The 24512-nt window shown below is 59.9% G+C and carries 24 protein-coding genes; 20 read left to right on the forward strand and 4 right to left on the reverse strand.

Features of this window, described 5'->3' with window-relative positions; genetic code table 11:
• The first annotated feature begins 105 nt into the window (after positions 1 to 105).
• From QYH43_RS10115 to QYH43_RS10125, 3 genes are read left to right on the forward strand one after another with little or no spacing between them, the layout of a single operon-like run.
• A complete protein-coding gene (locus QYH43_RS10115; RefSeq protein WP_301156991.1) occupies positions 106 to 1212 on the forward strand; it encodes a polyamine ABC transporter substrate-binding protein in 1107 nt (368 codons plus the stop codon).
• Positions 1213 to 1251: 39 nt separating this feature from the next.
• Complete coding sequence (locus QYH43_RS10120) at positions 1252 to 2670, forward strand: aminotransferase (protein WP_301156992.1); 1419 nt, start codon at positions 1252 to 1254, stop codon at positions 2668 to 2670.
• 53 nt (positions 2671 to 2723) lie between these two features.
• Positions 2724 to 3575, forward strand: a complete 852-nt coding sequence (locus QYH43_RS10125; protein WP_301156993.1) for a helix-turn-helix transcriptional regulator — start codon at positions 2724 to 2726, stop codon at positions 3573 to 3575.
• Between the two features lie 20 nt (positions 3576 to 3595).
• Here QYH43_RS10125 and QYH43_RS10130 read toward each other — a convergent pair whose 3' ends face one another.
• Both QYH43_RS10130 and QYH43_RS10135 read right to left on the reverse strand, forming a co-directional pair.
• On the reverse strand, positions 3596 to 4387 hold the full coding sequence (locus tag QYH43_RS10130; protein ID WP_301156994.1) for a hypothetical protein: 792 nt from the start codon (positions 4385 to 4387) through the stop codon (positions 3596 to 3598).
• A 98-nt stretch (positions 4388 to 4485) separates the two neighbouring features.
• Complete coding sequence (locus tag QYH43_RS10135; RefSeq protein WP_301156995.1) at positions 4486 to 5484, reverse strand: alpha/beta hydrolase; 999 nt, start codon at positions 5482 to 5484, stop codon at positions 4486 to 4488.
• Positions 5485 to 5567: 83 nt separating this feature from the next.
• Here QYH43_RS10135 and aroC point away from each other — a divergent pair, with 83 nt between their 5' ends.
• From aroC to mtnC, 5 genes are read left to right on the forward strand one after another with little or no spacing between them, the layout of a single operon-like run.
• Positions 5568 to 6659, forward strand: coding sequence for a chorismate synthase (gene aroC / locus QYH43_RS10140; protein ID WP_095059105.1), 1092 nt, complete (start codon positions 5568 to 5570; stop codon positions 6657 to 6659).
• 28 nt (positions 6660 to 6687) lie between these two features.
• Positions 6688 to 7839: an MFS transporter gene (locus QYH43_RS10145; RefSeq protein ID WP_095059106.1), complete on the forward strand. Its 1152-nt coding sequence runs from the start codon at positions 6688 to 6690 to the stop codon at positions 7837 to 7839.
• Positions 7836 to 8456, forward strand: a complete 621-nt coding sequence (locus QYH43_RS10150; RefSeq protein ID WP_095059107.1) for a methylthioribulose 1-phosphate dehydratase — start codon at positions 7836 to 7838, stop codon at positions 8454 to 8456. The genes QYH43_RS10145 and QYH43_RS10150 overlap by 4 nt, the downstream gene beginning before the upstream one ends.
• A gap of 20 nt (positions 8457 to 8476) precedes the next feature.
• Positions 8477 to 9022: an acireductone dioxygenase gene (locus QYH43_RS10155; RefSeq protein WP_095152353.1), complete on the forward strand. Its 546-nt coding sequence runs from the start codon at positions 8477 to 8479 to the stop codon at positions 9020 to 9022.
• Between the two features lie 4 nt (positions 9023 to 9026).
• On the forward strand, positions 9027 to 9710 hold the full coding sequence (gene mtnC / locus QYH43_RS10160) for an acireductone synthase (protein ID WP_301156996.1): 684 nt from the start codon (positions 9027 to 9029) through the stop codon (positions 9708 to 9710).
• A 108-nt stretch (positions 9711 to 9818) separates the two neighbouring features.
• Here mtnC and QYH43_RS10165 read toward each other — a convergent pair whose 3' ends face one another.
• Complete coding sequence (locus QYH43_RS10165; protein ID WP_095059110.1) at positions 9819 to 10094, reverse strand: DUF3509 domain-containing protein; 276 nt, start codon at positions 10092 to 10094, stop codon at positions 9819 to 9821.
• Between the two features lie 378 nt (positions 10095 to 10472).
• Between QYH43_RS10165 and QYH43_RS10170 the strand changes: the two genes are divergently transcribed.
• The 10 genes from QYH43_RS10170 to QYH43_RS10215 all read left to right on the forward strand — a co-directional run bounded on the left by QYH43_RS10170 (position 10473) and on the right by QYH43_RS10215 (position 19566).
• Positions 10473 to 12311: a long-chain-acyl-CoA synthetase gene (locus QYH43_RS10170; RefSeq protein ID WP_301156997.1), complete on the forward strand. Its 1839-nt coding sequence runs from the start codon at positions 10473 to 10475 to the stop codon at positions 12309 to 12311.
• 97 nt (positions 12312 to 12408) lie between these two features.
• The gene (locus QYH43_RS10175; RefSeq protein WP_301156998.1) at positions 12409 to 12927 is read left to right on the forward strand and encodes an ankyrin repeat domain-containing protein; all 519 of its coding nucleotides are present in this window, start codon (positions 12409 to 12411) and stop codon (positions 12925 to 12927) included.
• 154 nt (positions 12928 to 13081) lie between these two features.
• Entirely contained in the window at positions 13082 to 13612 is a 531-nt protein-coding gene (locus QYH43_RS10180; RefSeq protein WP_301156999.1) for a hypothetical protein, read from the forward strand.
• A gap of 82 nt (positions 13613 to 13694) precedes the next feature.
• Positions 13695 to 13886 (forward strand): PLD nuclease N-terminal domain-containing protein, encoded by a 192-nt coding sequence (locus tag QYH43_RS10185; RefSeq protein WP_301157000.1) that lies wholly within the window; start codon positions 13695 to 13697, stop codon positions 13884 to 13886.
• 253 nt (positions 13887 to 14139) lie between these two features.
• On the forward strand, positions 14140 to 15015 hold the full coding sequence (speE, locus tag QYH43_RS10190) for a polyamine aminopropyltransferase (protein WP_301157001.1): 876 nt from the start codon (positions 14140 to 14142) through the stop codon (positions 15013 to 15015).
• A 215-nt stretch (positions 15016 to 15230) separates the two neighbouring features.
• On the forward strand, positions 15231 to 15464 hold the full coding sequence (locus QYH43_RS10195) for a hypothetical protein (protein ID WP_095059116.1): 234 nt from the start codon (positions 15231 to 15233) through the stop codon (positions 15462 to 15464).
• A 210-nt stretch (positions 15465 to 15674) separates the two neighbouring features.
• Positions 15675 to 16019: a ribonuclease E inhibitor RraB gene (locus tag QYH43_RS10200; protein ID WP_053157306.1), complete on the forward strand. Its 345-nt coding sequence runs from the start codon at positions 15675 to 15677 to the stop codon at positions 16017 to 16019.
• A gap of 368 nt (positions 16020 to 16387) precedes the next feature.
• Positions 16388 to 17797, forward strand: a complete 1410-nt coding sequence (locus QYH43_RS10205) for a circularly permuted type 2 ATP-grasp protein (protein ID WP_301157002.1) — start codon at positions 16388 to 16390, stop codon at positions 17795 to 17797.
• A gap of 12 nt (positions 17798 to 17809) precedes the next feature.
• On the forward strand, positions 17810 to 18760 hold the full coding sequence (locus QYH43_RS10210; RefSeq protein WP_301157003.1) for an alpha-E domain-containing protein: 951 nt from the start codon (positions 17810 to 17812) through the stop codon (positions 18758 to 18760).
• The gene (locus QYH43_RS10215; protein WP_095059119.1) at positions 18757 to 19566 is read left to right on the forward strand and encodes a transglutaminase family protein; all 810 of its coding nucleotides are present in this window, start codon (positions 18757 to 18759) and stop codon (positions 19564 to 19566) included. The genes QYH43_RS10210 and QYH43_RS10215 overlap by 4 nt, the downstream gene beginning before the upstream one ends.
• Before the next feature lie 86 nt (positions 19567 to 19652).
• Here the strand turns inward: QYH43_RS10215 and QYH43_RS10220 are convergent, their stop codons facing one another.
• Positions 19653 to 20459 (reverse strand): cytochrome c, encoded by an 807-nt coding sequence (locus tag QYH43_RS10220; protein ID WP_301157004.1) that lies wholly within the window; start codon positions 20457 to 20459, stop codon positions 19653 to 19655.
• A 617-nt stretch (positions 20460 to 21076) separates the two neighbouring features.
• On the opposite strand from QYH43_RS10220, the gene QYH43_RS10225 reads away from it, so the two are divergent.
• Both QYH43_RS10225 and QYH43_RS10230 read left to right on the forward strand, forming a co-directional pair.
• The gene (locus QYH43_RS10225) at positions 21077 to 22282 is read left to right on the forward strand and encodes an acetyl-CoA C-acetyltransferase (RefSeq protein ID WP_301157005.1); all 1206 of its coding nucleotides are present in this window, start codon (positions 21077 to 21079) and stop codon (positions 22280 to 22282) included.
• Between the two features lie 25 nt (positions 22283 to 22307).
• A complete protein-coding gene (locus QYH43_RS10230; protein WP_301157006.1) occupies positions 22308 to 24452 on the forward strand; it encodes a 3-hydroxyacyl-CoA dehydrogenase NAD-binding domain-containing protein in 2145 nt (714 codons plus the stop codon).
• The last annotated feature ends 60 nt before the right edge of the window (positions 24453 to 24512 follow it).

Here is a 24512-nt window from a genome sequence, read left to right on the forward strand (position 1 = left end):
ACAGGGCACACACCCATTCGGGGTATGGTGCCGCCCAGCGAATCCACCAATAGTGAGCACATCCGCTCATCCAGAGCCGAACTCGCTTGATAAGGTGCATTTGCTATGGGCAAGACACTGCTTAAGGTGATTTCCAGTCTGTTTGTTGTACCGCTGACCCTCAACGCCTACGCCGCCGAGGTGAACGACGCCAATACGCTGCGGCTGTACAACTGGGCGGATTACATTGGTGAAAATACCCTGGCGGATTTTGAGAAGGCCACCGGCATCAAAGTCATCTACGACACCTTTGATGCGTACGAAACGGTGCAGGCCAAGTTGCTGACCGGCCACTCCGGCTATGACTTGATTGTGTTGAACGCGTCCCTCGCGCCTCCGTTAATCAAGGCCAAGGTGTTCCAGCCGCTGGACAAGAAACAGCTGCCGGGCTGGACCAACCTGGACCCGAAAGTCCTGGAGGATTTGCAAGGGTTCGATCCGGGCACCACGTACTCGGCGCCGTACACCTGGGGCAGTAACGGCGTCACTTACAACGTCGACAAGATCAAGGAACGCATGCCGGACGCGCCGATCGGCTCGCTGGCGATGATTTTCGATCCGAAGATCATCTCGCGCTTCGCCGATTGTGGCGTGACCTTGCTTGATGCGCCGACCGAAGTCATTCCCATGGCCCTGAAGTATCTGGGACGTGATCCGAGCAGCGCCGCCCCGGCGGACCTGAAAGCCGCGCAGGAATTGTTGCTGTCGGTCAGGCCGTTCATCCGCAAATTCGACTCGGTCAATTACCTGACCAGCCTGCCCAATGGCGATGTGTGCATGGCCATGACCTGGTCCGGCGACTACGCCACCGCCATGGCCCGCGCCGCAGAAGCGAAGAAAAAGATCGACCTTGCGTACTTCATTCCCAAGGAAGGCTCGCTGATCTGGTTCGACAACCTTTACATCCCGGCCGACGCGCCCCACGTCGCCAACGCTCACAAGTTTCTGGAATACCTGATGCAGCCGCAGGTGATGGCCGACGTCAGTGACTACATCAATTACGCCAACAGCAACGCGGCAGCCACGCCCTTGTTGAATGCCGACGTGCGCAACAACCCGGCCATTTACCCCGATGCGCAAACCCGCGAACGCCTGTTTCCGCAGAAGACCCAGGACGCCAAGGACATGCGCGCCATGACCCGGGTCTGGAGCACGGTAAAAAGCGGGATCTGATTTGTTCGATCGTTAGTCAATTCGGTTAGAGGTTTACTTATGGCGACGCCAACACGCACCGTTCTTTCGCCGGCGGACGAGTCCCGGCTGGTCAAGGCCGACAAGGCTCATCACATGCACGGCTACCACGTGTTCGACGAGCACGCCGAACAAGGCTCGCTGAACATCGTCGCTGGCGACGGCGCCTACATCTATGACAGCCAGGGCAACCGCTTTCTCGACGCCGTGGGCGGGATGTGGTGCACCAATATCGGCCTGGGCCGTGAAGAAATGGCCGAGGCCATCGCCGATCAGGTGCGGCAACTGGCCTACTCGAATCCGTTTTCCGACATGTCGAACAACGTTGCGATCCAGTTGTGCGAGAAACTCGCCAGCCTGGCCCCCGGCGACCTCGATCATGTGTTCCTCACCACCGGCGGCTCCACCGCGGTGGACACCGCGTACCGGTTGATCCAGTACTACCAGAACTGCCGCGGCAAACCGGAAAAGAAGCACGTCATCGCGCGCTTCAACGCCTATCACGGCTCGACCACGCTGACCATGTCGATTGGCAACAAGGCCGCCGACCGGGTGCCGGAGTTCGATTACGCCAACCCGTTGATCCACCACGTCTCCAACCCGAATCCGTACCGCGCCCCGGACGGCATGGACGAGGCGCAGTTTCTCGAGTTCCTGGTCAAGGAGTTCGAAGACAAGATCCTGTCGATTGGCGCGGACAAGGTCGCCGGCTTCTTCGCCGAACCGATCATGGGCTCGGGCGGGGTGATCATTCCGCCCCAGGGTTATCTCAAGCGCATGTGGGACGTCTGCCAGCGCTACGACATTCTGTTCGTCGCCGACGAAGTGGTGACCTCGTTCGGACGCCTGGGCAAATTCTTCGCCTCGTATGACGTGTTCGACGTGCAGCCCGACATCATCACCACGGCCAAGGGCCTGACCTCGGCTTACCTGCCGCTGGGCGCCTGCATCTTTTCCGACCGCATCTGGAAAGTCATAGCCGAACCGGGCAAGGGCCGCTGCTTCACCCACGGTTTCACCTACAGTGGCCATCCGGTGTGCTGCACCGCGGCGCTGAAGAACATCGAAATCATCGAGCGGGAAAACCTGCTGGCCCATGTCGACACCGTAGGCGCCTACCTCGAAGAACGCCTGGCGACCCTGCGGGACCTGCCGCTGGTGGGTGACGTGCGCTGCAAGAAACTCATGGCCTGCGTAGAGTTCGTCGCCGATAAACGCACCAAGGCGCTGTTTGCCGACGAGATCAACATCGGCGAGAAAATTCACGTGCGGGCACAGGCCCGGGGCTTGCTGGTGCGGCCGATTCTGCACCTCAACGTGATGTCGCCGCCGCTGATTTTGACGTTTGTCCAGGTCGATGAAATCGTCGAGATCCTGCGCCAGTGCATCCTGGAAGTGGCGGCCGAACTTCAGGCCAGCGGTCAGTACGGCGGGCAATGACTTTGCCTGGCGCACGGTTACCAAGGGCCGGCTCACCCGCTAGACTGCGGGGCATGAGCAAAGCACAAGACGATACGTTGGTAGCCCTGACCTTTGGCGCCTTGCACCGCTGGCACGGCGACATGCGCGAAGCCTTCGCCCACATCGATGAACCCGACGCCCTGCGCCACCTGGCGTCGGCGTTCGGGCATCTGGTGGGCATCGAATCGGTGATGATCAGCCTTGAGCACAAGGATCGGCCGCCGCAATTGCTGTATCAGCGCGGCATTGCCGAGCAGTACCGCGACTCGATCATCGACCGTTATTTTACCGGGGGCTACTTGCTCGATCCGTTCTGCCTGGCGGTCGAGCAGGGGCTGGCGCAAGGGTTCTACCACCTGGAAGAAATCGCCCCGGACAACTTCTTCGACAGCGAGTACTACAAGACTTACTACCTGAAGGCCGGCAGCTCCGAAGACAGTTTCTACCTGGTCGATACCGGCCATGACAGCCAGATCTCGGTCAGCCTGTTCCAGGGCTTCGGCGGGGAAATCCTGCGGGCCGAGCAGTTGAATCTGCTGCGGGCGGTCGAGCCCTTGGTGCGGGAGTTCGTGAGCGAGTTCGGGCGTCGGGGCTTACAGCGCAACGAGGCGCTGCAAGGCCAGCAGGCAATCGGGGAGGGCGGCGATCTCAAACACCGGGTGCAGGCGGCGTTCGAGCAGTTCGGTTGTGATTTGCTGACCGAACGCGAGCGGGAAGTCGCGCACATGGTCCTTCGCGGGCACTCGGTGAAGTCCACGGCGAGCCAGTTGAACATCTCGCCGGAAACCGTGCGCATGCACCGCAAGAACCTGTACCTGAAGTTGGAGGTCGGCTCTCAGTCGGAGCTGTTTGCGCTGTTCATCGAGTGGTTGCGCAAGCACTGAGCGGGAACGATCAACACCGGTTATCGGTGCGTGGCGATCCAGATCAGCAGCCCGGCCTGAAACACCGCAAACGCCACCAGGCAGGTAATGGTGAAGCGCAGTCCGGCGTCTTCGCGCTTGTACTTGCTGACTTTCTCTTCGTGCTTCTTGAGTTTGACTTCCTGTTCGGCCAGGTTCTGCTCGGCTTGCTGGAGCATCTGCGCCGCTTCGAGAATTTCCACAACCTGCAGTTTTTCGCTGTTCCAGTCCGTCAGCAGGTCGCCGACCTTCACGTCCTTGACGCTGCCCTTCAAATGCTGGGCGTCGGCGTAGACCACGTCGAAACCGTGCACACGCAAAAAGTGATCGCGGCGCAGGCGCGTGTCTTCGTTCAACGCATCCTTGTTGTTCAGGTCGGAGCCGTCGACGGTGTAGCCGGACCAGCGCTTCTTCGCCCAAACAATGCCCTGGGCCGCCATGAATCGGCCGATGCCACGGTTCATCGGTTCAATCTGCAGACCGCTGTCCGGCCCGAAATGCACGCGTTTTTCCACGTGATCGACCCAGACGTCCAGATGATTCTGTTCCTTGCGCACACGCTGGCCGGGAAGGTTGATGCTCATGCGCATCAGGCTGCGTTCCTTGTCGTTGCGCTCGGCGTAGCCGAATTCGACAAAGCGCAAAGGCCGTCCGCCGGTGTTGCGATCGGTCTGCAGGGGCGCCAGACGGAGCATCTTGTGGTGCTCGGCCTGAACATCCGCCCAGGGCAGCTCGACCGCTGGCGGTGCGTCTTTTTCAGCGGTGGTGTCGGGTGAGGTCTGGGTATCAGTCATAGCGGCGAGTCCTGTCCAAGCTCTGCTTGCCGCCAGCGTGTGTGCTGGCGACAAAGACTTATCGGCCGTTTTTCCCAGGACTGGAGGGTAAATAGAGCTTAACTGGAGCGAAGTCCGTCAATAAATCCGATGATCCGTGTGCCCAGCTCCGCCGCCAATGGCAAATTCGGATCTTTATAAGAGGCCAATTGGCGTTTGACGTCGTTGGGCACGATCCGCAGGACGTGGTTCATGCCTTCGATCAACACCAGTTCGGCATCCGGTTTTGCCGCCTTGAGCAGCCGCGCGTCATTGACGCCGACCTGGATGTCGTTGCTGCCCTGAATGATCAGCGCCGGCATTTTCAGCTTGGCGAACGCGGCGGCCGGGTCCTGGCGGAACAATGAAATCAGGTAGGGCTGCACGCTCGGACGGAAAATCACTTGTAGCTGCGGCGGGACGTTTTGGTCGGTTTTCCCGGCTTTGAGGCTGTCGAGCAATTCATTGCTGCGCAACATCAGCGGGGGCGGCAGGCGATTGCTCAACTGCTGACGAATGACCTCATCGACGGGGCGGGCGCTGCCGGACAAGGAAATCACCCCCGCCGCATCGACGCTCGGTGCAGCGAGGCTGGCGATCAAGGCCCCTTCGCTGTGCCCGAGCAGAATCAACTGGCCGAAGCGCGGATCGGATTTGAGCTTGCGCCCCCAGGCTTCGGCGTCGGCCACATAGGCTTCGATTGACAGGTTACGTTCGTCCGGGGTCGCCGCCAGGCTCGCCGCGACGCCGCGTTTGTCATAACGCACGCTGGCAATGTTGTGTTTGGCCAGCACCCAGGCCAGCCGTTTGAGACTGTCGTTGCGTCCGCCGTCGGTGTTGTTTCCGTCGCGATCCGTAGGACCGGAGCCGGAAATCAGCAGGACAACCGGTACCGGGTTGTCGGACTTGGGCAGCAACAGCGAGCCGAAAAGCTCACCTGCGCCGGTATCCAATGTGATCGGTCGTTGCAGGACTGTCGCCTGGGCGAAGCCGGAAATCAGGGTAAGGCTCAAGGCTATAACTCGCAGCATCATCACGCCATCATGATCAAGGTGCCGGTTGGACTCGCAGGCACCCATAAGGTTCGAGGATGAACTACTTGGGTTGCCTGCGTATACTGGCGCGCATTACGTATTCAGGTTCATTTCACGGAGCGTCCTGCATGTCCGGCAATACCTACGGCAAGCTATTCACTGTCACCACCGCGGGCGAAAGCCATGGTCCGGCGTTGGTCGCCATTGTCGATGGCTGTCCGCCGGGCCTGGAGATCTCCCTTGAGGATCTGCAGCGCGACCTGGATCGCCGCAAGCCCGGCACCAGCCGTCACACCACCCAGCGCCAGGAAGCCGACGAAGTCGAAATCCTTTCGGGTGTGTTCGAAGGTCGCACCACCGGTTGCGCCATTGGCCTGCTGATCCGCAACACCGACCAGAAGTCCAAGGACTACTCGGCGATCAAGGATCTGTTCCGCCCGGCCCACGCCGACTACACCTACCATCACAAATACGGCGAGCGCGATTATCGCGGCGGCGGCCGCAGTTCGGCCCGTGAAACCGCGATGCGCGTGGCGGCCGGTGCGATTGCGAAGAAGTACCTGGCCAGCCAGGGCATCGTCATTCGCGGCTACATGAGCCAGCTCGGACCGATCGAAATCCCGTTCAAGACCTGGGATTCGGTGGAAGAGAACGCGTTCTTCAGCCCGGACCCGGACAAAGTGCCTGAGCTGGAAGCCTATATGGACCAGCTGCGTCGCGACCAGGATTCGGTCGGCGCGAAAATCACCGTGGTGGCCGAAGGTGTGATGCCGGGCCTCGGCGAGCCGATTTTCGACCGCCTCGACGCGGAGCTGGCCCATGCGCTGATGAGCATCAACGCGGTCAAGGGCGTTGAGATCGGCGCCGGTTTCGCCAGCGTCGCCCAGCGCGGCACCGAACATCGTGACGAAATGACCCCGGAAGGTTTCCTCAGCAACAATGCTGGCGGCATTCTCGGCGGTATTTCCTCCGGTCAGCCAATCGTCGCTCACCTGGCGTTGAAGCCAACCTCGAGCATCACCACGCCGGGCCGCTCCATCGACATCCATGGCAACCCGGTCGAGGTCATCACCAAGGGTCGCCACGACCCGTGTGTCGGCATCCGTGCCACACCGATTGCCGAAGCGATGATGGCCATCGTGCTGATGGACCACCTGCTGCGTCACCGAGGGCAGAACGCCGATGTGCGGGTGAGCACGCCGGTGCTGGGTCAGCTTTAATGGCTGACCTCAAAGCCGCTGCTGTCTGATGACGACAGCGGCGCTGCCGTACTGGCGGCTCTCCAGTTTCTATCTGTTCTATTTCGCCTTGCTCGGTTCGACGGCGCCGTTTCTGGCGCTGTACTTCGATCACCTGGGTTTCAGCGCCGCACGCATCGGCGAACTGGTGGCGATCCCGATGCTGATGCGCTGCGTGGCGCCGAACATCTGGGGCTGGCTGGGCGACTACACCGGGCGGCGGCTGGCTATCGTGCGTTTCGGCGCGGTGTGCACGCTGCTGACGTTCTCGCTGATTTTCGTCAGCAAGTCCTACGCCTGGCTGGCGATGGTCATGGCTTTGCACGCCTTTTTCTGGCACGCGGTGTTGCCGCAGTTCGAAGTCATTACCCTGGCGCATTTGCAGGGCCAGACCTCGCGCTACAGCCAGATTCGCTTGTGGGGCTCGATCGGTTTCATCATCACCGTGGTGGCGCTGGGCCGGTTGTTCGAATGGCTGAGCCTGGACATCTACCCGGCGGCGCTGGCGCTGATCATGGCTGGCATCGTGCTCAGCAGCCTGTGGGTGCCGAATGCCCAACCGGCGCCAGGCAACCGGGTGGCGGGGGAGGGCTTTCTCAGACAATTGCGCAACCCCGGCGTGTTGGCGTTTTACGGCTGTGTGGCGCTGATGCAGATGAGCCACGGGCCGTATTACACATTTTTGACCCTGCACCTTGAGCGATTGGGTTACAGCCGTGGCGTGATCGGCATGCTCTGGGCGGTCGGCGTGGTCGCCGAAGTCCTGATGTTTTTGGCCATGAGCAAGATCCTCGCGCGGTTCTCCCTGCGCCGGGTGCTGATGGCGAGTTTTCTGTTGGCGGCGCTGCGCTGGTTGCTGCTCGGGTCGCTGGCCGAATTTTTGTGGGTGCTGTTGTTTGCCCAGGTATTGCACGCGGCGACTTTCGGCAGCTTTCACGCCGCTGCCATTTCATTCGTGCAACGTAGCTTCGGTGCGCGCCAGCAAGGGCAAGGCCAGGCGTTGTACGCCGCATTGGCCGGCACCGGCGGCGCATTGGGCGCTTTGTATTCCGGCTATAGCTGGAACACGCTCGGCGCCGCATTGACCTTTAGTATTGCCAGCCTCGCCGCTGTCGCGGCTGCCGTTATCATTGCCACATGTATGCAAGAGGACAGGCCATGAGCCTTACCCGTGAACACCTCGCCCAGGAAATCATCGACGCCGGGCGTTTTCTGTATGGCCGCGGCTGGTCGCCGGCCACCAGTAGCAATTATTCGACCCGACTTTCACCGACCGAAGCCTTGCTGACTGTATCCGGCAAGCACAAAGGCCAGTTGGGCCAGGACGATGTACTGGCCACCGACCTCTCGGGCAACAGCCTGGAGCCGGGCAAGAAACCGTCCGCCGAAACCCTGCTGCACACCCAGCTCTATAGCTGGCGGGCGGAAATCGGTGCCGTGCTGCACACCCATTCGGTGAACGCCACGGTGCTGTCGCGCCTGACGCCGCAAGACTTCATCGAGTTTGAAGACTACGAACTGCAAAAGGCCTTCAGCGGTGTGACGACCCACGAATCCCGGGTGCGGGTGCCGATTTTCGACAACGACCAGGACATTGCACGCCTGGCCGCCAAGGTGCAGCCTTGGCTCGACGCCCATCCCGATTGCGTCGGTTACCTGATTCGCGGTCATGGCCTCTACACCTGGGGCGCACGCATGAGCGATGCCCTGCGGCAGATCGAGGCCTTTGAATTTTTGTTCGAGTGCGAGTTGAAAATGCGCTCGCTCTTTAAAGCTTGAACCGTTAAGGAGTTGCCCTGATGAGCAGCCTGTCCGTCTATCACGTCTCCAGCCCTGAAATCCCCAACAAGGTGCTGACCCATTTCGAAGACATCGCCTCGACCCTGGCCGAGCAGGGCGTGCGTTTCGACCGTTGGCAGGCCGCTGCGAAACTCCAGCCGGGCGCCAGCCAGGAAGAAGTGATCGCCGCCTATCAGACGCAAATCGACCAGTTGATGAGCGAACGCGGCTACATCACCGTCGATGTGATCAGCCTCAACAGCGATCACCCGCAAAAAGTCGAACTGCGCGCCAAGTTCCTCAACGAACACCGCCATGGCGAGGACGAAGTGCGCTTTTTCGTCGCCGGGCGTGGCTTGTTTACCCTGCACATCGACGATTATGTCTACGCCGTGCTCTGCGAGAAAAACGACCTGATTTCGGTGCCGGCCGGTACCAAGCACTGGTTCGACATGGGTGAGCATCCGCATTTCATCGCGATTCGCCTGTTCAACAACCCGGAAGGCTGGGTCGCCAATTTCACCGGCGAAGACATCGCCAACCAATTCCCGCGTCTGGAGGACTGAGTCGATGCCGATCAAAGCGATCCTCACCGACATCGAAGGCACCACCAGCGCGGTGAGTTTTGTGTTCGACGTGCTGTTTCCCTACGCCGCCAAACACCTGCCGGACTTTGTCCGCCAGAACGCCGCGCGTGCCGATGTGGCCGCGCAACTCACTGCCGTGCGCAGCGACAGCCAGGAGCCGAACGCTGACGTCGAGCGCGTCATCGAGATCCTGCTGGGCTGGATCGCCGAGGACCGCAAGGCCACGCCATTGAAGGCGTTGCAGGGAATGGTCTGGGAGCAGGGATACCAGGCCGGGCAATTGAAGGGCCACGTGTACCCGGACGCCGTTGAAGCGCTCAAGCGCTGGCATCAGGAGGGCTATCAACTGTTTGTGTACTCGTCCGGTTCGATCCAGGCTCAACGCCTGATCTTCGGCTGCTCGGAAGCGGGGGATTTGACGCCGCTGTTCAGTGGCTATTTCGACACCACATCAGGCCCCAAGCGCGAGGCGCAGTCCTACGCCAACATCACACAGGCGATCAACGTCGAGGCGGGGCAGATTCTGTTTCTGTCAGATATCGTCGAAGAACTGGACGCCGCACGCGAAGCGGGAATGGCCACTTGCGGCCTGGCCCGCGAGGGTGGGGAACTAACCGGACATGTCACCGTGGACAGCTTTGCGCGGATAGATCCTGCTGTCTTCTAAACACCACAAAACCTGTAGGAGCAAGCTTGCTCGCGATTGCGATCTGTCATTCAACATCAATGTTGATTGACACCCCGTTATCGCGAGCAAGCTCGCTCCTACAGTTTTTTACAGCGAGTGATAAGTCGGCAGCGCAAACCGTTGCTGACTTTGCAGCATGCAAATCTGCGGCAGCTCACTGGCCTGTTCCGCGAGATCGCGGCGTATGGCGCTGATGACCCACGACAGTTGGTCGCCATTGTGCAATTGCTGATAGGAAATCGAGCGTTTGAACACTTTGCCCTCAGCACTCAGCGTCAGCAGGATTCCGCCGTCAGGCCGATTCTGGGTGGTGACTTCGAAGTTGGAGAACAATGACGAAAATTTTTCCTGGATCAGGTTCATGTCTTTCGGCTCCGTTGGCTTTTAATGGCAAGCATGCGGAGAGGGTTGCAGTGATTGTGCCAGCATTTGTTTTTTAGAAAATCCTATAAAAAACAATGACTTGGTTTTTGTGGTGATTTTTGCTTTCGTGCATTCTGCATGAATGGCCATCGTGCATCCTGCATTTTGCGAGGTCGCTCGGCGACTCGATGGAACCATTGCGCAAGCCCGGGTTCGCGATGAGAGGCGGATTGCGGAACAACTTGCGGACCAAGGTCGCGGACCAAGGTCGCAGATACAAAACATTTCAAAAACCGCGTGTACAGCTCAAGAACCGTTGACGTATTTTCGGGTTCAATCACCGTTGCCCGACAATAAGAAGATCGAACGGGAGCAAGCATGAGCCGTACATCGAAGGACACGATTACCTGGAGCATGATGCTCCGCAAGCTGCCTTCCATTGCCAAAGCCATCCCACGGGTGGTGAAAGGCATGAAGGTCGCAAACGTCACGGACCCGACCCAGTCGTGCGGTCTGGGCTGGAGCTTCGAGCAGGCCACGTTGCGCAACCCCGATGGCCCGGCCCTGCTGCAGGGCCCGGTGACGCTGAGCTACACCGACGTCAACCAGTGGGCCAATCGCATCGCCCATCACCTGATCAGCCAAGGCATCGGCAAGGGCGATGTGGTGGCGGTGTTCATCGAAAACCGTCCGGAACTGCTGGTGACCATTCTGGCCGTGGCCAAGGTCGGGGCGGTCAGTGCGCTGGTCAACACCTCGCAGACCCGCGACACCCTGGTGCACAGTCTGAACCTGGTGGCGCCGAAGGCGATGGTGGTCGGCGAGGAATTGGTCCCAGCCTATTCGGCGGTCCGTGAACGGGTGGCGATCGACGCCAGACGCACCTGGTTTGTCGCCGACAAGGATACCTCTCGCCAACCGGGTATTGCCCCCGAAGGCTTCATCAATCTAATGACCGCCAGCCTCGACGCGTCCAGCGACAATCCGCTCAGCTGCCGGCAGATTTTCTTCGACGACCCTTGTTTCTATATCTACACCTCGGGCACCACGGGCTTGCCCAAGGCCGGCGTGTTCAAGCATGGCCGCTGGATGCGCAGCTCCGCGAGCTTCGGGATGATCGCCCTGGATATGCAGCCGGACGACATCGTCTACTGCACCTTGCCGCTGTATCACGCCACTGGGCTGTGTGTGTGCTGGGGTTCGGCCATCAGCGGCGCTTCCGGTTTTGCCATCCGCCGAAAATTCAGCGCCAGTCAGTTCTGGAATGACGTGCGTCAGTACCGGGCCACCACCATCGGCTACGTCGGTGAATTGTGTCGGTATCTGGTGGACCAGCCACCCAGCGCCGAGGACAACCGGCACGGCGTAAAGAAAATGATCGGCAACGGCCTGCGTCCCGGGGCCTGGAACGCGTTCAAGACCCGGTTTGCGGTCAATCACATTTGCGAGCTCTACGCGGCCAGCGATGGCAACATCGGCTTCACCAACGTTCTGAATTTCGATAACACCATCGGTTTTTCCCTGATGTCCTGGGAACTGGTGGCGTATGACCACGACAGCGGGGCGCCAATCCGTGATGCCAAGGGCCTGATGCGCAAAGTCGCCAAGGGCGAGCAGGGTTTGTTGCTGGCGAAAATCGACGACAAGGCCCCGCTGGATGGTTACACCGATCCGCAGAAGACCGCCAAGGTGGTGCTTGATGATGTGTTCGAGAAGGGTGACCGTTACTTCAATACCGGTGACTTGCTGCGTAACATCGGTTTCGGTCACGCGCAGTTTGTCGATCGCCTGGGCGATACCTATCGCTGGAAGGGCGAAAACGTCTCGACCACCGAGGTCGAGAACATCCTCCTGCAACATCCGCATATTTCCGAGGCCGTGGCTTACGGCGTGGAAATCCACAACACCAATGGCCGGGCCGGCATGGCGGCGATCACGCCCGCCGAATCCCTGGCGACCCTGGATTTCAGTGAACTGCTGGCCTTCGCCCAACAGCAAATGCCGTCTTATGCCGTGCCGCTGTTCCTGCGGGTGAAAGTGAAAATGGAAACCACCGGAACCTTCAAGTACCAGAAGACCCGCCTCAAGGACGAAGCCTTCGACCCGGGCAAGACCGGTGATGATCCGATCTACGCCTGGCTGCCTGGGACGCAGACTTATGTGCAAGTGACCGAGCAGTTGCTGTCTGACATTCACAGTGGCAAGTACCGCTATTGAATCTGGCTATGGCGACCCATGAGAAAAAACAAGTGACAGTGTCGGACGCGCTCGGGAAACTGTCGGCTTTTACGAATGACAGAAAACGGAGTGCCCGATGTCAGACAAAAGCCGCCAGATGACCCCCGAAGAAGCTGCCGAATTTGCCGAACAGGTATTCAACAAGGCACGGGAAGGTGATGCGGCGATGATGGCCGCGCTGCTGAGCAAGGGGTTGCCGCCGAACCTGCGTAATCACAAGGGTGACACCCTGCTGATGCTGGCCGCCTACCACGGCCACGTGGACACGGTGAAAGTCCTGCTGGAGCACAAGGCCGACCCGGAGATCCGCAACGACAACGGTCAAAGCCCGATTGCCGGTGCTGCCTTCAAGGGCGATCTCGCGGTGATCAAGGCCTTGGTCGAAGGTGGTGCGCAGGTTGAAGGTTCGTCTTTCGATGGCCGCACGGCGCTGATGATGGCCGCGATGTTCAACCGCGTTGAAGTGGTCGACTACCTGATCAGCAAAGGCGCCGACCCGAAAGCCAAGGATGCCAATGGCATCACGGCACTGGACGCGGCCAGAACCATGGGTGCTTCCGATACCGTTGCTCAGTTGGAAAAATTGCTGGGTTGATTGGTTTCAAAAGATCGCAGCCTGCGGCAGCTCCTACATTGGGAGGGTGTCCCTCTGTAGGAGCTGCCGCAGGCTGCGATCTTTTTGGTCATTTGAACCTATCCTTGCGGTATCCTTCGCGCCCTCAAAATTCCCTTCGCTACAGGATCCGCCCATGAAAGCCGCACTCGTCGAACTCATCAGCAAAATCAGCTCCGGGTGCATGGGCGAAGACGAAATCCTCAAGGTCGCCGACGAAGCGGCTCAGGCCTACGCCGATCCAGCGGCGTTTCTGACGGCCAATCCGGACATCAACTACGACGAGACTTTCCCGATCCCGCTGGGTGAATGGGTCGTCGTCGGCAGCCTGCCGGAGACCGTGCTGTTCCAGGCTGACACCTACATGGATCTGTTCGCCCAGATCGTTGCCTCGTTCGGCCCTGGCATCGACTTCAACATCAAACCCAAGCAACTGGCCAAGACCGAAGCCTTGACCGCGCTCAATCGCATCCAGGTGCAGATGAGCAGCCTGAACAAGGAAAACGGCGGTTACACGCTGATGAACTTCAGCCAGTTGCTGGACGACGAGTTGCAAGTGGTGCTGGTCTTCGGCAACGACGTGCCGCGAGTGCTGGAATTGTGCGCCGAAGTCGGCATCGCCGCCGCGCCGTCGCTGGAAGCCCTGAAAGTGGCCATCCACGTCTGATAGCAAAACAAAGTCAAATTAAGGATGCCTGCGCGACGACGGACTATCCTAAGCGGGCTTATCACTCTTTCGGAGCATCACCATGGGTTCAACGTTCAACAATCTGGCTGCCTTGATCATTTTCGTCCTGGACATCTGGGCCATCATCAATGTGGTCAAAAGCAGCACCGGGACCGGCATGAAAGTCGTCTGGGTGTTGTTGATCGCGCTGTTGCCGGTGCTGGGGTTGATCATCTGGGCCATTGCCGGACCGCGGGGCAATGTCAAAATCTGAACAAGCGACACTGAACCGGTAGGAACGTGGCTTGCCCGCGATGCACACGACGTGGTCTACCCGATAGAGCGAGGCGATCCCATCGCGGGCAAGCCTCGCTCCCACAGGATTGTGGCGAGCCGATCAACAGAGGTTCGACCTGTCATGTTCCGCAACGTAGAATGCGCGCCTTTCCCGGTCAATCGAGTCGATCGATTGGCCATCATGGGCGGGTAACCGTCCGTTGCCACCCGCATTCATCGGAGCACTTCCCATGAGCAACGTCCCCGCCAGCGACTACCTGGAAACCCTCTACGAAGGCTACGGCCAGCGTTTTCGCATGGAAAAACTGCTGCACGAAGTGCGCACCGAACACCAGCACCTGGTGATCTTTGAAAACCCGCGCATGGGCCGCGTGATGGCACTGGACGGCGTGATCCAGACCACCGAAGCCGACGAATTCATCTACCACGAAATGCTCACCCACGTGCCGATCCTGGCCCATGGCGCAGCCAAACGCGTGCTGATCATCGGCGGCGGTGACGGCGGCATGTTGCGCGAAGTGGCCAAGCACCGCAGCGTCGAACACATCACCATGGTCGAGATCGACGGTACCGTGGTCGACATGTGCAAGGAATTCCTGCCGAACCATTCCAAGGGTGCGTTCGATGATCCACGCCTGAACCTGGTGATCGACGACGGCATGCGTTTCGTCGCCACCACCACCGAAAAATTCGACGTGATCATTTCCGACTCCACCGACCCGATCGGCCCGGGTGAAGTGCTGTTCTCGGAAAATTTCTACCAGGCCTGCCACCGCTGCCTGAATGAGGGCGGCATCCTGGTGACGCAGAACGGCACACCGTTCATGCAGATCGAAGAAGTGAAGACTACCGCCGGTCGCCTGCGCAGCCTGTTCCCCGACTGGCACTTCTACCAGGCCGCCATACCGACCTACATCGGCGGCGCGATGACCTTCGCCTGGGGCGCAACCGACACGGCTTATCGCAAACTGTCGCGCGACACCCTGCAACAACGCTTCGCCGGCAGCGGCATCGTCACCCGCTACTACAACCCGGAAATCCACATCGGCGCCTTCGCCCTGCCGCAGTACGTGCTGCAAGCGGTGAACAAGCCAAGCAACGACTGATGGATTGAAACGTAGACCTGTAGGAGCGAGCCTGCTCGCGATGGACGTGAACGATGACGCGGGATGTCTGATTTAACGCGGCGTTCTCAAGTTTTTCGCGAGCAGGCTCGCTCCTACAGAGATCTGCGATGGGTGCAGATCCGGCGGAACATTAGACAGCTGACAAGGTCGAGATAGGTGTAAGCCCGTCCATGGGTTTTATCGAGGAGGCACCAATGCAAAAGTGGAAAGTCACCTTCGTAGATGATCACGGCGAACAAGTTGACGAAGTATTCGAGAGCGCGGAATGCCCGAACAACGAGCAGGCCGCCAAACTCATCAAGGAACGCTTCCTTCCTGTCGCCGCCGAACTGGATCTGAACGATCTGGAAGGGCGTACCGCCGATGCAGGCGTCAAAAGCCTCAAAAGCCAGAACAGCATTCAAATCCTCGGCATTACGCCAATCTGAACATCTCCTGTCGCATTCTCATCCAGACCTTGGCAGCAGCTCTATCTTGAAGCTACTCTGCAATCGAGATCAGCGAACGGATCGCTAAGGTCTGGTCTTGTCAGCTCCATGCTTGTTTCCCGTCGGCACATCGGTTGCCGTCGCTCGCGCTGTTCGGTTGCGGGCGCTGGGAGTACGGAAAGTCTATCCATCGTTTGAGGAGGACGTTTCATGAGCACAGCCTATCAAGAAGACATCAGCAGCAGCGTGTTGCGCCGCATGAAAGAAGGCGGTTTTGATTTTTCGCGGTTTCATCCCATCGAGTTCTACGCCATTTTCCCGGACGAGGAGCGGGCGCGCAGGGCGGCAGGTCATTTTCATCGTGGTGAATCCCTGAATGCGCAGATCAGCGTGCGTGACGACGGTGCCTGGGCGTTGGAGTTGAGTAAAGTCATGTATGCCACTTACGACGACATCGGCGATTTCGAACAGGGTTTCGAAGCGGTGGTCGAGCCATTAGGGGGCATTATCGAAGGCTGGGGTGTGAAACAGGAGGTACGAGGGCGACTCGCATAAAATTATGAACAGTGACAACCAGCAATGACGGCTGACCTTCGGGTTGGCCGTTTTCGTTTTTGCCGTCGATCATGAGGCCACGACTCTCCGGCTTTTCGTAGGAGCTGGCTTGCCAGCGAAGGCGTCTTTGAAGTGCAGCACATGACTCATAGGCCCCATCGCCAGCAAGCCGGCTCCTACCGACTATGCTGGTCGTAGGCGTTCATCACGCCTTGTAATGGAGCGGGGGCGATCGGGTTGGGGTAATTACCGCACAGGATTGGTGCGGCGAATGCGCAGTGACAATCCAACCGATTGATATCAAAGCGTTTCTGCCGATGGCACGGGCCTTGCGAAGGCCTGCATGTCCGGGTGACAAGGAGTACGGCATGATCCGCACCTATTTTGATGAGATGTACGATGCCGGCGGCCAGGTCCGCCCGCATTATCGGGAGTTTGCCCGTTGGCTTGCCGAGACGCCTGACGAGCTTCTGGCACAACGGCGACGCGAGGCCGATCTGTTATTTCATCGCGCCGGGATTACATTCACGCTCTATGGGGACGAGCAGGGGACAGAGCGCCTGATTCCCTTCGACACCATCCCCCGCAGCATTCCCGCCAGCGAATGGCGGGTCGTCGAACGTGGCTGCATTCAACGGGTCAAGGCGTTGAACATGTTCCTCGCCGACCTCTACCACGAGCAACGCATCATCAAGGCCGGCATCATTCCGGCCGAGCAAGTGCTGGCCAACGAGCAGTATCAGTTGGCGATGCAGGGGCTGGATCTGCACCGCGATATTTACTCGCACATTTCCGGGGTCGATCTGGTGCGCGACGGCGACGGCACGTATTACGTGCTCGAAGACAATCTGCGCACGCCCAGCGGCGTCAGCTACATGCTCGAAGACCGCAAGATGATGATGCGTCTGTTCCCCGAGCTGTTCGCGGCGCAACGCATTGCCCCTATCGATCACTACCCGAATCTGTTGCTCGACACCCTGAAAAGCTCCAGCCCTATCGACAATCCGAACGTGGTGGTGCTGACGCCGGGGCGCTTCAACAGCGCGTTCTTCGAGCACGCGTTTCTGGCGCGGGAAATGGGCGTGGAACTGGTTGAAGGCGCGGACTTGTTCGTGCGCGATGACAAGGTCTACATGCGCACCACCGACGGGCCGAAAGCTGTCGACGTGATCTACCGGCGCCTCGACGATGCATTTCTCGATCCACTGGCGTTCAACCCGGAATCGATGCTCGGCGTGCCGGGACTGCTGTCGTCTTACCGCTCCGGCAATGTCGTATTGGCCAATGCCATCGGCACCGGCGTGGCGGACGACAAATCGGTGTATCCGTTCGTCACCGACATGATCCGCTTCTATCTGGATGAAGAGCCGATCCTGAAGAACGTTCCCACGTGGCAGTGTCGTAATCCCTCTGAGCTTTCCCACGTGTTGGCCAATCTGTCAGAACTGGTGGTCAAGGAAACCCAGGGCTCCGGCGGTTACGGAATGTTGGTGGGGCCTGCGGCGACGGCAGCGGAAATCGAATCCTTCCGCGCGCGCATCATCGCCAAACCCCATGCTTATATCGCGCAACCGACGCTGTCGCTGTCGACCTGTCCGACGTTTGTCGAAAACGGTATTGCACCGCGCCATATCGACCTGCGTCCGTTTGTCTTGTCTGGCCGTGAAACCCGGGTCGTGCCCGGCGGTTTGACCCGTGTCGCGCTGCGTGAAGGCTCCCTGGTGGTGAATTCCTCCCAGGGCGGCGGAACCAAGGACACCTGGGTGGTCGAGGAATGAAGGAAGCCTGACATGTTAAGTAGAACTGCCTCGGATTTGTATTGGATGTCGCGTTACCTGGAGCGGGCGGAAAACCTCGCACGGATGCTCGATATCAGTTATTCGCTGTCGCTGATGCCACAGGATGGCCGTGGCAACGGTCTGCACGAACTGGCGATGCCGCTGTTGATTACCGGCACCCTGGACGATTACCTCGAACGCCACGGCGAACTGCATGCCGAACGGCTGCTGCATTTTTTCGCCCTGGACGCGGAGAACCCGGCGAGCATCTACAGTTGCCTCGGCGCGGCGCGGGCCAGTGCCCATGCGGTGCGTGGACGAATCACCGCCGACATGTGGGAAAACATCAACGCGACCTGGCTGGAGATTCGCGGCATCGCCCAACAGGGGCTGAGCCGCTACGGCATGAGCCGTTTCTGCGAGTGGATCAAGGAACGTTCCCACCTGTTCCGGGGGGCGTCCTACGGCACCATCATGCGTAACGACGCGTTCCGTTTCATTCGCCTGGGGACGTTTATCGAAAGGGCCGACAACACGCTGCGCCTGCTCGATGCCCGTTACGAAATGGCCGGTGATCAAGCGGAAGCGGTCAGCGATGGCACGGCTTACGCGTATTACCAGTGGAGCGCTCTGCTGCGGGCCTTGTCGTCATTCGAGGCATACACCGAAATCTACCGTGACGCGCCTGGTGCTCGGCATGTCGCCGAATTGCTGTTGCTGCGGGCCGACGTGCCGCGCTCCCTGCGCGCCTGCACTGAAGAGATCGACCAGATCCTCGCCCAGTTGCCAGGGGCCAATGGCCGTCCCGCACAACGGCTGGCCGCGGAAATGGACGCACGGCTGCGCTACACCGGCATCAATGAAATTCTCGACGAAGGCCTGCACGCCTGGCTCACCGAGTTCATCCCGCTGGTGCGCCAGTTGGGCAACGCCATTCACAGTTCTTACCTGGAGGCTGCATGAGACTTTCCATAAGCCACGAAACCACCTATCACTATGAGGATCAGGTGCGGGCGAGCATCCAGTACCTGCGACTGACACCCCACGACAGCGAGCGCCAGCATGTGCTCAGCTGGCAGCTCGATTTGCCGCGCCCGGTGCGTGCGCAACTCGATCCGTTCGGCAACATCCTGCACGTGCTGACCATGGATGAACCCCATGAGGCGATCATCATCGGGGCCCGGGGCCAGGTTGATATCGATGAATTGAGCGAGGCCGAGCATGAGAGCCAGTCCGCGTTGCCATTCCTGCGATTCACCCGATTGACCGAAGCCGATGCTGCCCTGCGCGCATTCGCCGAGAAGGAGTGCAAGCAACGTCGCGATCGCACGGCACTGATCGATTTGATGCATGGGCTCAATCAGCACATGACCTATACGCCGGGCTCCACCGAGGTCGACACCAGCGCGGCCCAGGCCTTCGCCGGGCGCTCGGGCGTGTGTCAGGACCACACCCATGCGTTCCTGGCCTGCACCCGCAGCCTGGGCATTCCGGCGCGTTATGTGTCGGGGTATTTGTACAGCGAGAACTGCGAGCATCTGGCCAGTCACGCCTGGGCTGAAGCCTGGCTGGATGACGCGTGGTACAGCTTCGACGTGACCAACGAACTGGCCCGGCCGGAACGTCACCTGAAACTCGCTGTGGGCCTGGATTACCTCGATGCCTGCCCGGTCCGCGGCATGCGCCGTGGCGGTGGCTGCGAACAGATGCACGCCAAGGTACTGGTGTCACCGACGCCCGCGCCGGTGATTTCCGTGCAGCAGCAATAACGACAGGTCACCCTCGTAGGCGCTGCCGCAGGCTGCGATCTTTTGATACTAAAGATCAAAAGATCGCAGCCTGCGGGGGAGGTCGGTCAGGGTTGGATTTTGCGCCCCGCCATGTGTTTCAAATACCCCACCAACATCCCCAGGTCCTCATCCGGCAACACCTGCGTCGAGAACCCGGGCATCTTCGCCTGCGGCCACTGACGCAGACTCTGCGGATCACGGATGTAGCGCTTGAGGAAGTCCGCGCCGAAATACTCGGTCGGGTTGTACGGAATGTTCAGATCAGGCCCGAACTGCGCATCCCCGGCACCGTTCAATCGATGACAGGCCAGGCAATTTTTCTGAAACAGCGCAAAGCCCTTGTTCACCGAATCGTCCGCCTTCAACGCCGGATCGGGCAGCAGGGCAGGGAAGCGCTCCGCCACCGGGGCCATGCGCTTGATGCTGGCGACTTCGAACGGCCATTGCTCCGGGCTGATGTTGCCGGCCTGCGGATCGGTCCACACCAGGTAAAACGGCCCGGCGCTGTGTTTGCCTTCGGCCATGGGTGGCCACGGTTGTTTCGGGTCTTCAATCGCCAGCCAGGCCCGGGCGCCCTGGGTATTGAGCAGCGGCGCGGCGGCCATCTCGGCGGCAAAGCCGTCCAGCGCCACCGCTTGCAGATGATCGTCAGGCTTGATGCCAGTCAGCAACGCCGCCACCGGCACGGCGCGGTAGCTCATGTTCCGTTTATAGGAAACGTCGTTGCTGATGTTGATGGTTTGAACTTGAGGATGCTTGAGCAGCGCCTCGGTTTGCCAGGTGCGACTGTTCGCGCCCAGCTCCAGATTCAGCTGTGCGGCCAGCAGGGGCGTGCCGAACAGCAAGGCCCCCAACGCAATAAGCTTTTTCAATGGATCGCCATCCCTGTCATGGAAGTGCCGCAAAGATTGGCACAGCCATGCTGGCCCGGGTAGCGAGCCAGTTACATTTTTATCTTGGCGATATAAAAAACCGTGGCGCCGAATGTTACGAACGACTAGCCGATCACCTTGGTCAGGTTCGGCAGAATCAACAACAACGTAGTGGCGAAAAGAATGAGCCCGGCTTGACGTACTTTTGATTGTTTGAACATGGCTTGACCGCCTTTATTGTTATTTCCTGATGCCTGCCTGCATTGCTCCGTATTGGCAGGACGATGCACTTCCTGTAACGACGAGCGCCTCGGCAAAACCCGACGACAACTTCGTACAAGTTCACCTTAGAGTCCGCGGCGCGCTTGGTTTAGATCCATTTCATATGGTGTTCGCAGAATTTGCTCTAAAAAAGGTATGAGGCCTATTGCCAGCTCCTTTGCCGCCCGTTGGCTAGACAGCTTGGCGTCCTGAAACGGTTAATCCGATAGCCGACTACCGTTCGTCTGAGCGTGAGCGTCAACGTCTGTGAGCGCTGCGGTCATTGAATCAAACCCGGCTCGGGCCAAGAGTGAGCATTCTGAATTTACTCACCTGCACTGCGGTTCGAGGACGTCATGACCCAAGCTTTGATATTCGACGCGTTACGCACGCCCCGTGGCAAAGGCAAGGCTGACGGCGCCTTGCACAGCGTCAAACCGGTGAACCTGGTCGCCGGTTTGCTCACTGCCCTGCAACAGCGGACCGCCCTCGATACCCGCCAGGTCGATGACGTGGTGCTCGGCTGCGTGACGCCGATCGGCGATCAGGGTTCCGACATTGCCAAGACCGCGGCCCTGGTGGCTGATTGGGACGTCAGCGTGGCGGGGGTGCAGATCAACCGGTTCTGCGCGTCGGGCCTGGAAGCGGTGAATCTGGGGGCGATGAAAGTGCGTTCCGGCTTCGAAGACCTGGTGGTGGTCGGTGGCGTCGAATCCATGTCGCGGGTGCCGATGGGCAGCGATGGCGGGGCGTGGGCGCTGGACCCGGCCACCAACCTGCACAGCCATTTCACCCCACAAGGGGTGGGCGCCGACCTGATTGCCACGCTTGAAGGCTTCAGTCGCCATGACGTCGATGCCTACGCGCTGCATTCCCAGCAAAAGGCTGCGCGGGCACGGGCTGATGGCTCGTTCAAAAAATCACTGGTGCCGGTGCAGGACCAGAACGGCATCATCCTGCTCGATCATGATGAATTCATCCGCGACGACTCGACGCTCGAAGGCCTGGGCAAACTCAAGCCGAGCTTTGAAATGATGGGGCAAATGGGCTTCGATGCCACCGCGCTGCGGGTCTACAGCCATGTCGAGCGGATCAACCACGTCCACACCCCCGGCAACAGCTCCGGGATCGTCGACGGCGCGGCACTGATGCTGATCGGCTCCGAGGCCAAGGGCCGGGCGCTGGGCTTGCAGCCACGGGCGCGGATCGTCGCCACGGCGGTCACCAGCACCGATCCGACCATCATGCTCACCGGTCCTGCACCGGCCACGCGCAAGGCGCTGGCCAAGGCCGGGCTGCGGGTCGAAGACATCGACCTGTTCGAAGTCAACGAGGCTTTCGCGTCGGTGGTGCTCAAGTTCATCAAGGACATGGCGGTCGACCCGGACAAGGTCAACGTCAACGGTGGTTCCATCGCGATGGGCCACCCGCTGGGCGCCACCGGTTGCGCCATCCTCGGCACGTTGCTCGATGAGCTGGAAGCCCGGCGCCTGCGCTATGGCCTCGCGACCCTGTGTGTCGGCGGCGGCATGGGCATTGCCACCATCATCGAACGCCTCTGAGCCCCGAATCCAAGGAAACGCATACATGACCGAAGCCATTCGTTACGAAAAGGGCCAGGACGGGATCGTCATCCTGACCATCGACATGCCGGGCCAGAGCGCCAACACCATGAACGCGGTGTATCGCGAGGCCATGGCTGACTGTGTTGCCCGCCTTGTGGCCGACAAGGAAAACATCGCCGGCGTGATCATCACCTCGGCCAAGAAAACCTTTTTTGCCGGAGGCGACCTCAATGAACTGATCAAGATTGGCAAACCCGAAGCCAAAGCCTTCTACGACAGGGTGTTGACCCTCAAAGGTCAGTTACGCACCCTGGAAACCCTCGGCAAACCCGTGGTCGCGGCCATCAACGGCGCGGCGCTCGGCGGAGGCTGGGAAATCTGCCTCGCCTGTCATCACCGGGTCGCAGTGGACAATTCGTCAGTGCAGCTCGGCCTGCCGGAAGTGACCCTTGGCCTGTTGCCGGGCGGCGGCGGAGTGGTGCGCATGGTGCGCATGTTGGGCCTGGAAAAAGCGCTGCCGTATTTGCTCGAAGGCAAGAAAGTACGGCCGCAGCAAGCGCTGCAGGCGGGATTGATCGATGAACTCGCGGCAGATGGCGAAGAGTTGTTGGCCAAGGCACGGGCCTGGATTCTCGCCAATCCTGCGGTCGTGCAACGTTGGGATGTGAAGGGCTATCAGATTCCCGGCGGTACGCCGTCGAACCCGAAAGTGGCGCAAATGCTGGCTATCGCGCCGTCCATCTTGCGCAGCAAAACCCAGGGCACGCTGCCCGCACCGGAGAAAATTCTCTGCGCGGCGGTCGAGGGCGCCCAAGTGGATTTCGACACCGCACACTTGATCGAAACCCGTTACTTCACCGAGTTGACCACCGGCCAGGTGTCGAAAAACCTGATCGGCACCTTCTGGTTCCAGCTCAACGAAATCAACGCGGGCGGTTCGCGGCCTCAGGGGCATGCCCCTTATGTCACCCGTAAAGTCGGCGTGCTCGGCGCCGGAATGATGGGCGCCGGTATCGCGTTTGTCAGTGCCTCGGCCGGTATCGACGTGGTGCTCAAGGACATCAGCCTGGCAGCGGCCGAGAAGGGCAAGGCGCACTCGGCGGCGTTGCTGGATAAAAAAGTCGCTCGCGGACAGATGACCACCGAACAACGAGACGCCGTGCTTGGCCGTATCCAGCCCAGCGAAAGCGATGCTGACCTGAGTGGCTGCGATCTGGTCATCGAAGCCGTGTTCGAGGATCGTGAGCTGAAGGCCAGGGTTTCATTGGCGGCGCAGAAAGTTGTCGGTGCGGACGCCGTGATCGCTTCGAATACCTCGACCCTGCCGATCAGCGGCCTTGCCACGGCCGTGCCGGACCCAAGCAAATTCATCGGCCTGCATTTCTTCAGTCCCGTGGAAAAAATGCCATTGGTGGAGATCATCAAAGGCACCAACACCAGCGATGAAACCCTGGCCCGAGGCTTCGATTTCGTCCTGCAAATCAAGAAGACCCCGATTGTGGTCAACGACAGTCGCGGCTTCTTCACTTCACGGGTGTTTGGCACTTTCACCAACGAAGGCATCGCCATGCTCGGCGAAGGCGTCAGTGCGCCGATGATCGAGTCTGAGGCCCGCAAGGCCGGCATGCCTGTCGGGCCTCTGGCGATCTCCGACGAAGTTTCCCTCAGCCTCATGAGCCATATCCGCGCGCAAACCGCCAAAGACCTGCAGGCAGAAGGGAAACCGCTGATAGAGCATCCGGCGTTCGCCGTGATTGACTTGCTGCTCAATGAATACAAGCGTCCGGGCAAGGCCGCTGGAGGCGGTTTTTACGAGTATCCGGCGAGCGGGCAAAAGCATCTGTGGCCGGAGCTGAAAACCCGCTTCGAAAAAGCCGATGGGCAGATTTCGCCAAAGGATGTACGTGATCGCCTGTTGTTCGTGCAGGCCATCGAAACCGTGCGCTGCGTGGAGGAGGGCGTGCTGACTTCGACGGCGGACGCCAACGTCGGCTCGATCTTCGGCATCGGTTTTGCCGCATGGACGGGCGGTGCATTGCAGTTTATCAACCAGTACGGCGTGCAGGACTTCGTTGCCCGAGCGCAGTATCTGGCCAGGCAATACGGCGAGCGCTTCGCGCCGCCTGCGCTGTTGCTCGAAAAAGCCGCAAAAGGAGAGCCGTTCTAAAGGGTGTGATGGTGCATTTCGGGGCTTGCCTTGGCACCGTGTTTCGAGGCAGGCTCTGGG

Source organism: Pseudomonas sp. C32 (genome assembly GCF_030417915.1).
In the GTDB taxonomy this organism is placed as follows: Bacteria; Pseudomonadota; Gammaproteobacteria; order Pseudomonadales; family Pseudomonadaceae; genus Aquipseudomonas.

Bases quoted from the DNA above. Each gene is read 5' to 3' on its own strand.
- QYH43_RS10115 (WP_301156991.1), top strand. From the start codon at position 106: ATGGGCAAGACACTGCTTAAGGTGATTTCCAGTCTGTTTGTTGTACCG.
- QYH43_RS10120 (WP_301156992.1), top strand. From the start codon at position 1,252: ATGGCGACGCCAACACGCACCGTTCTTTCGCCGGCGGACGAGTCCCGG.
- QYH43_RS10125 (WP_301156993.1), top strand. From the start codon at position 2,724: ATGAGCAAAGCACAAGACGATACGTTGGTAGCCCTGACCTTTGGCGCC.
- QYH43_RS10130 (WP_301156994.1), bottom strand. From the start codon at position 4,387: ATGACTGATACCCAGACCTCACCCGACACCACCGCTGAAAAAGACGCA.
- QYH43_RS10135 (WP_301156995.1), bottom strand. From the start codon at position 5,484: ATGGGTGCCTGCGAGTCCAACCGGCACCTTGATCATGATGGCGTGATG.
- aroC (WP_095059105.1), top strand. From the start codon at position 5,568: ATGTCCGGCAATACCTACGGCAAGCTATTCACTGTCACCACCGCGGGC.
- QYH43_RS10145 (WP_095059106.1), top strand. From the start codon at position 6,688: ATGACGACAGCGGCGCTGCCGTACTGGCGGCTCTCCAGTTTCTATCTG.
- QYH43_RS10150 (WP_095059107.1), top strand. From the start codon at position 7,836: ATGAGCCTTACCCGTGAACACCTCGCCCAGGAAATCATCGACGCCGGG.
- QYH43_RS10155 (WP_095152353.1), top strand. From the start codon at position 8,477: ATGAGCAGCCTGTCCGTCTATCACGTCTCCAGCCCTGAAATCCCCAAC.
- mtnC (WP_301156996.1), top strand. From the start codon at position 9,027: ATGCCGATCAAAGCGATCCTCACCGACATCGAAGGCACCACCAGCGCG.
- QYH43_RS10165 (WP_095059110.1), bottom strand. From the start codon at position 10,094: ATGAACCTGATCCAGGAAAAATTTTCGTCATTGTTCTCCAACTTCGAA.
- QYH43_RS10170 (WP_301156997.1), top strand. From the start codon at position 10,473: ATGAGCCGTACATCGAAGGACACGATTACCTGGAGCATGATGCTCCGC.
- QYH43_RS10175 (WP_301156998.1), top strand. From the start codon at position 12,409: ATGTCAGACAAAAGCCGCCAGATGACCCCCGAAGAAGCTGCCGAATTT.
- QYH43_RS10180 (WP_301156999.1), top strand. From the start codon at position 13,082: ATGAAAGCCGCACTCGTCGAACTCATCAGCAAAATCAGCTCCGGGTGC.
- QYH43_RS10185 (WP_301157000.1), top strand. From the start codon at position 13,695: ATGGGTTCAACGTTCAACAATCTGGCTGCCTTGATCATTTTCGTCCTG.
- speE (WP_301157001.1), top strand. From the start codon at position 14,140: ATGAGCAACGTCCCCGCCAGCGACTACCTGGAAACCCTCTACGAAGGC.
- QYH43_RS10195 (WP_095059116.1), top strand. From the start codon at position 15,231: ATGCAAAAGTGGAAAGTCACCTTCGTAGATGATCACGGCGAACAAGTT.
- QYH43_RS10200 (WP_053157306.1), top strand. From the start codon at position 15,675: ATGAGCACAGCCTATCAAGAAGACATCAGCAGCAGCGTGTTGCGCCGC.
- QYH43_RS10205 (WP_301157002.1), top strand. From the start codon at position 16,388: ATGATCCGCACCTATTTTGATGAGATGTACGATGCCGGCGGCCAGGTC.
- QYH43_RS10210 (WP_301157003.1), top strand. From the start codon at position 17,810: ATGTTAAGTAGAACTGCCTCGGATTTGTATTGGATGTCGCGTTACCTG.
- QYH43_RS10215 (WP_095059119.1), top strand. From the start codon at position 18,757: ATGAGACTTTCCATAAGCCACGAAACCACCTATCACTATGAGGATCAG.
- QYH43_RS10225 (WP_301157005.1), top strand. From the start codon at position 21,077: ATGACCCAAGCTTTGATATTCGACGCGTTACGCACGCCCCGTGGCAAA.
- QYH43_RS10230 (WP_301157006.1), top strand. From the start codon at position 22,308: ATGACCGAAGCCATTCGTTACGAAAAGGGCCAGGACGGGATCGTCATC.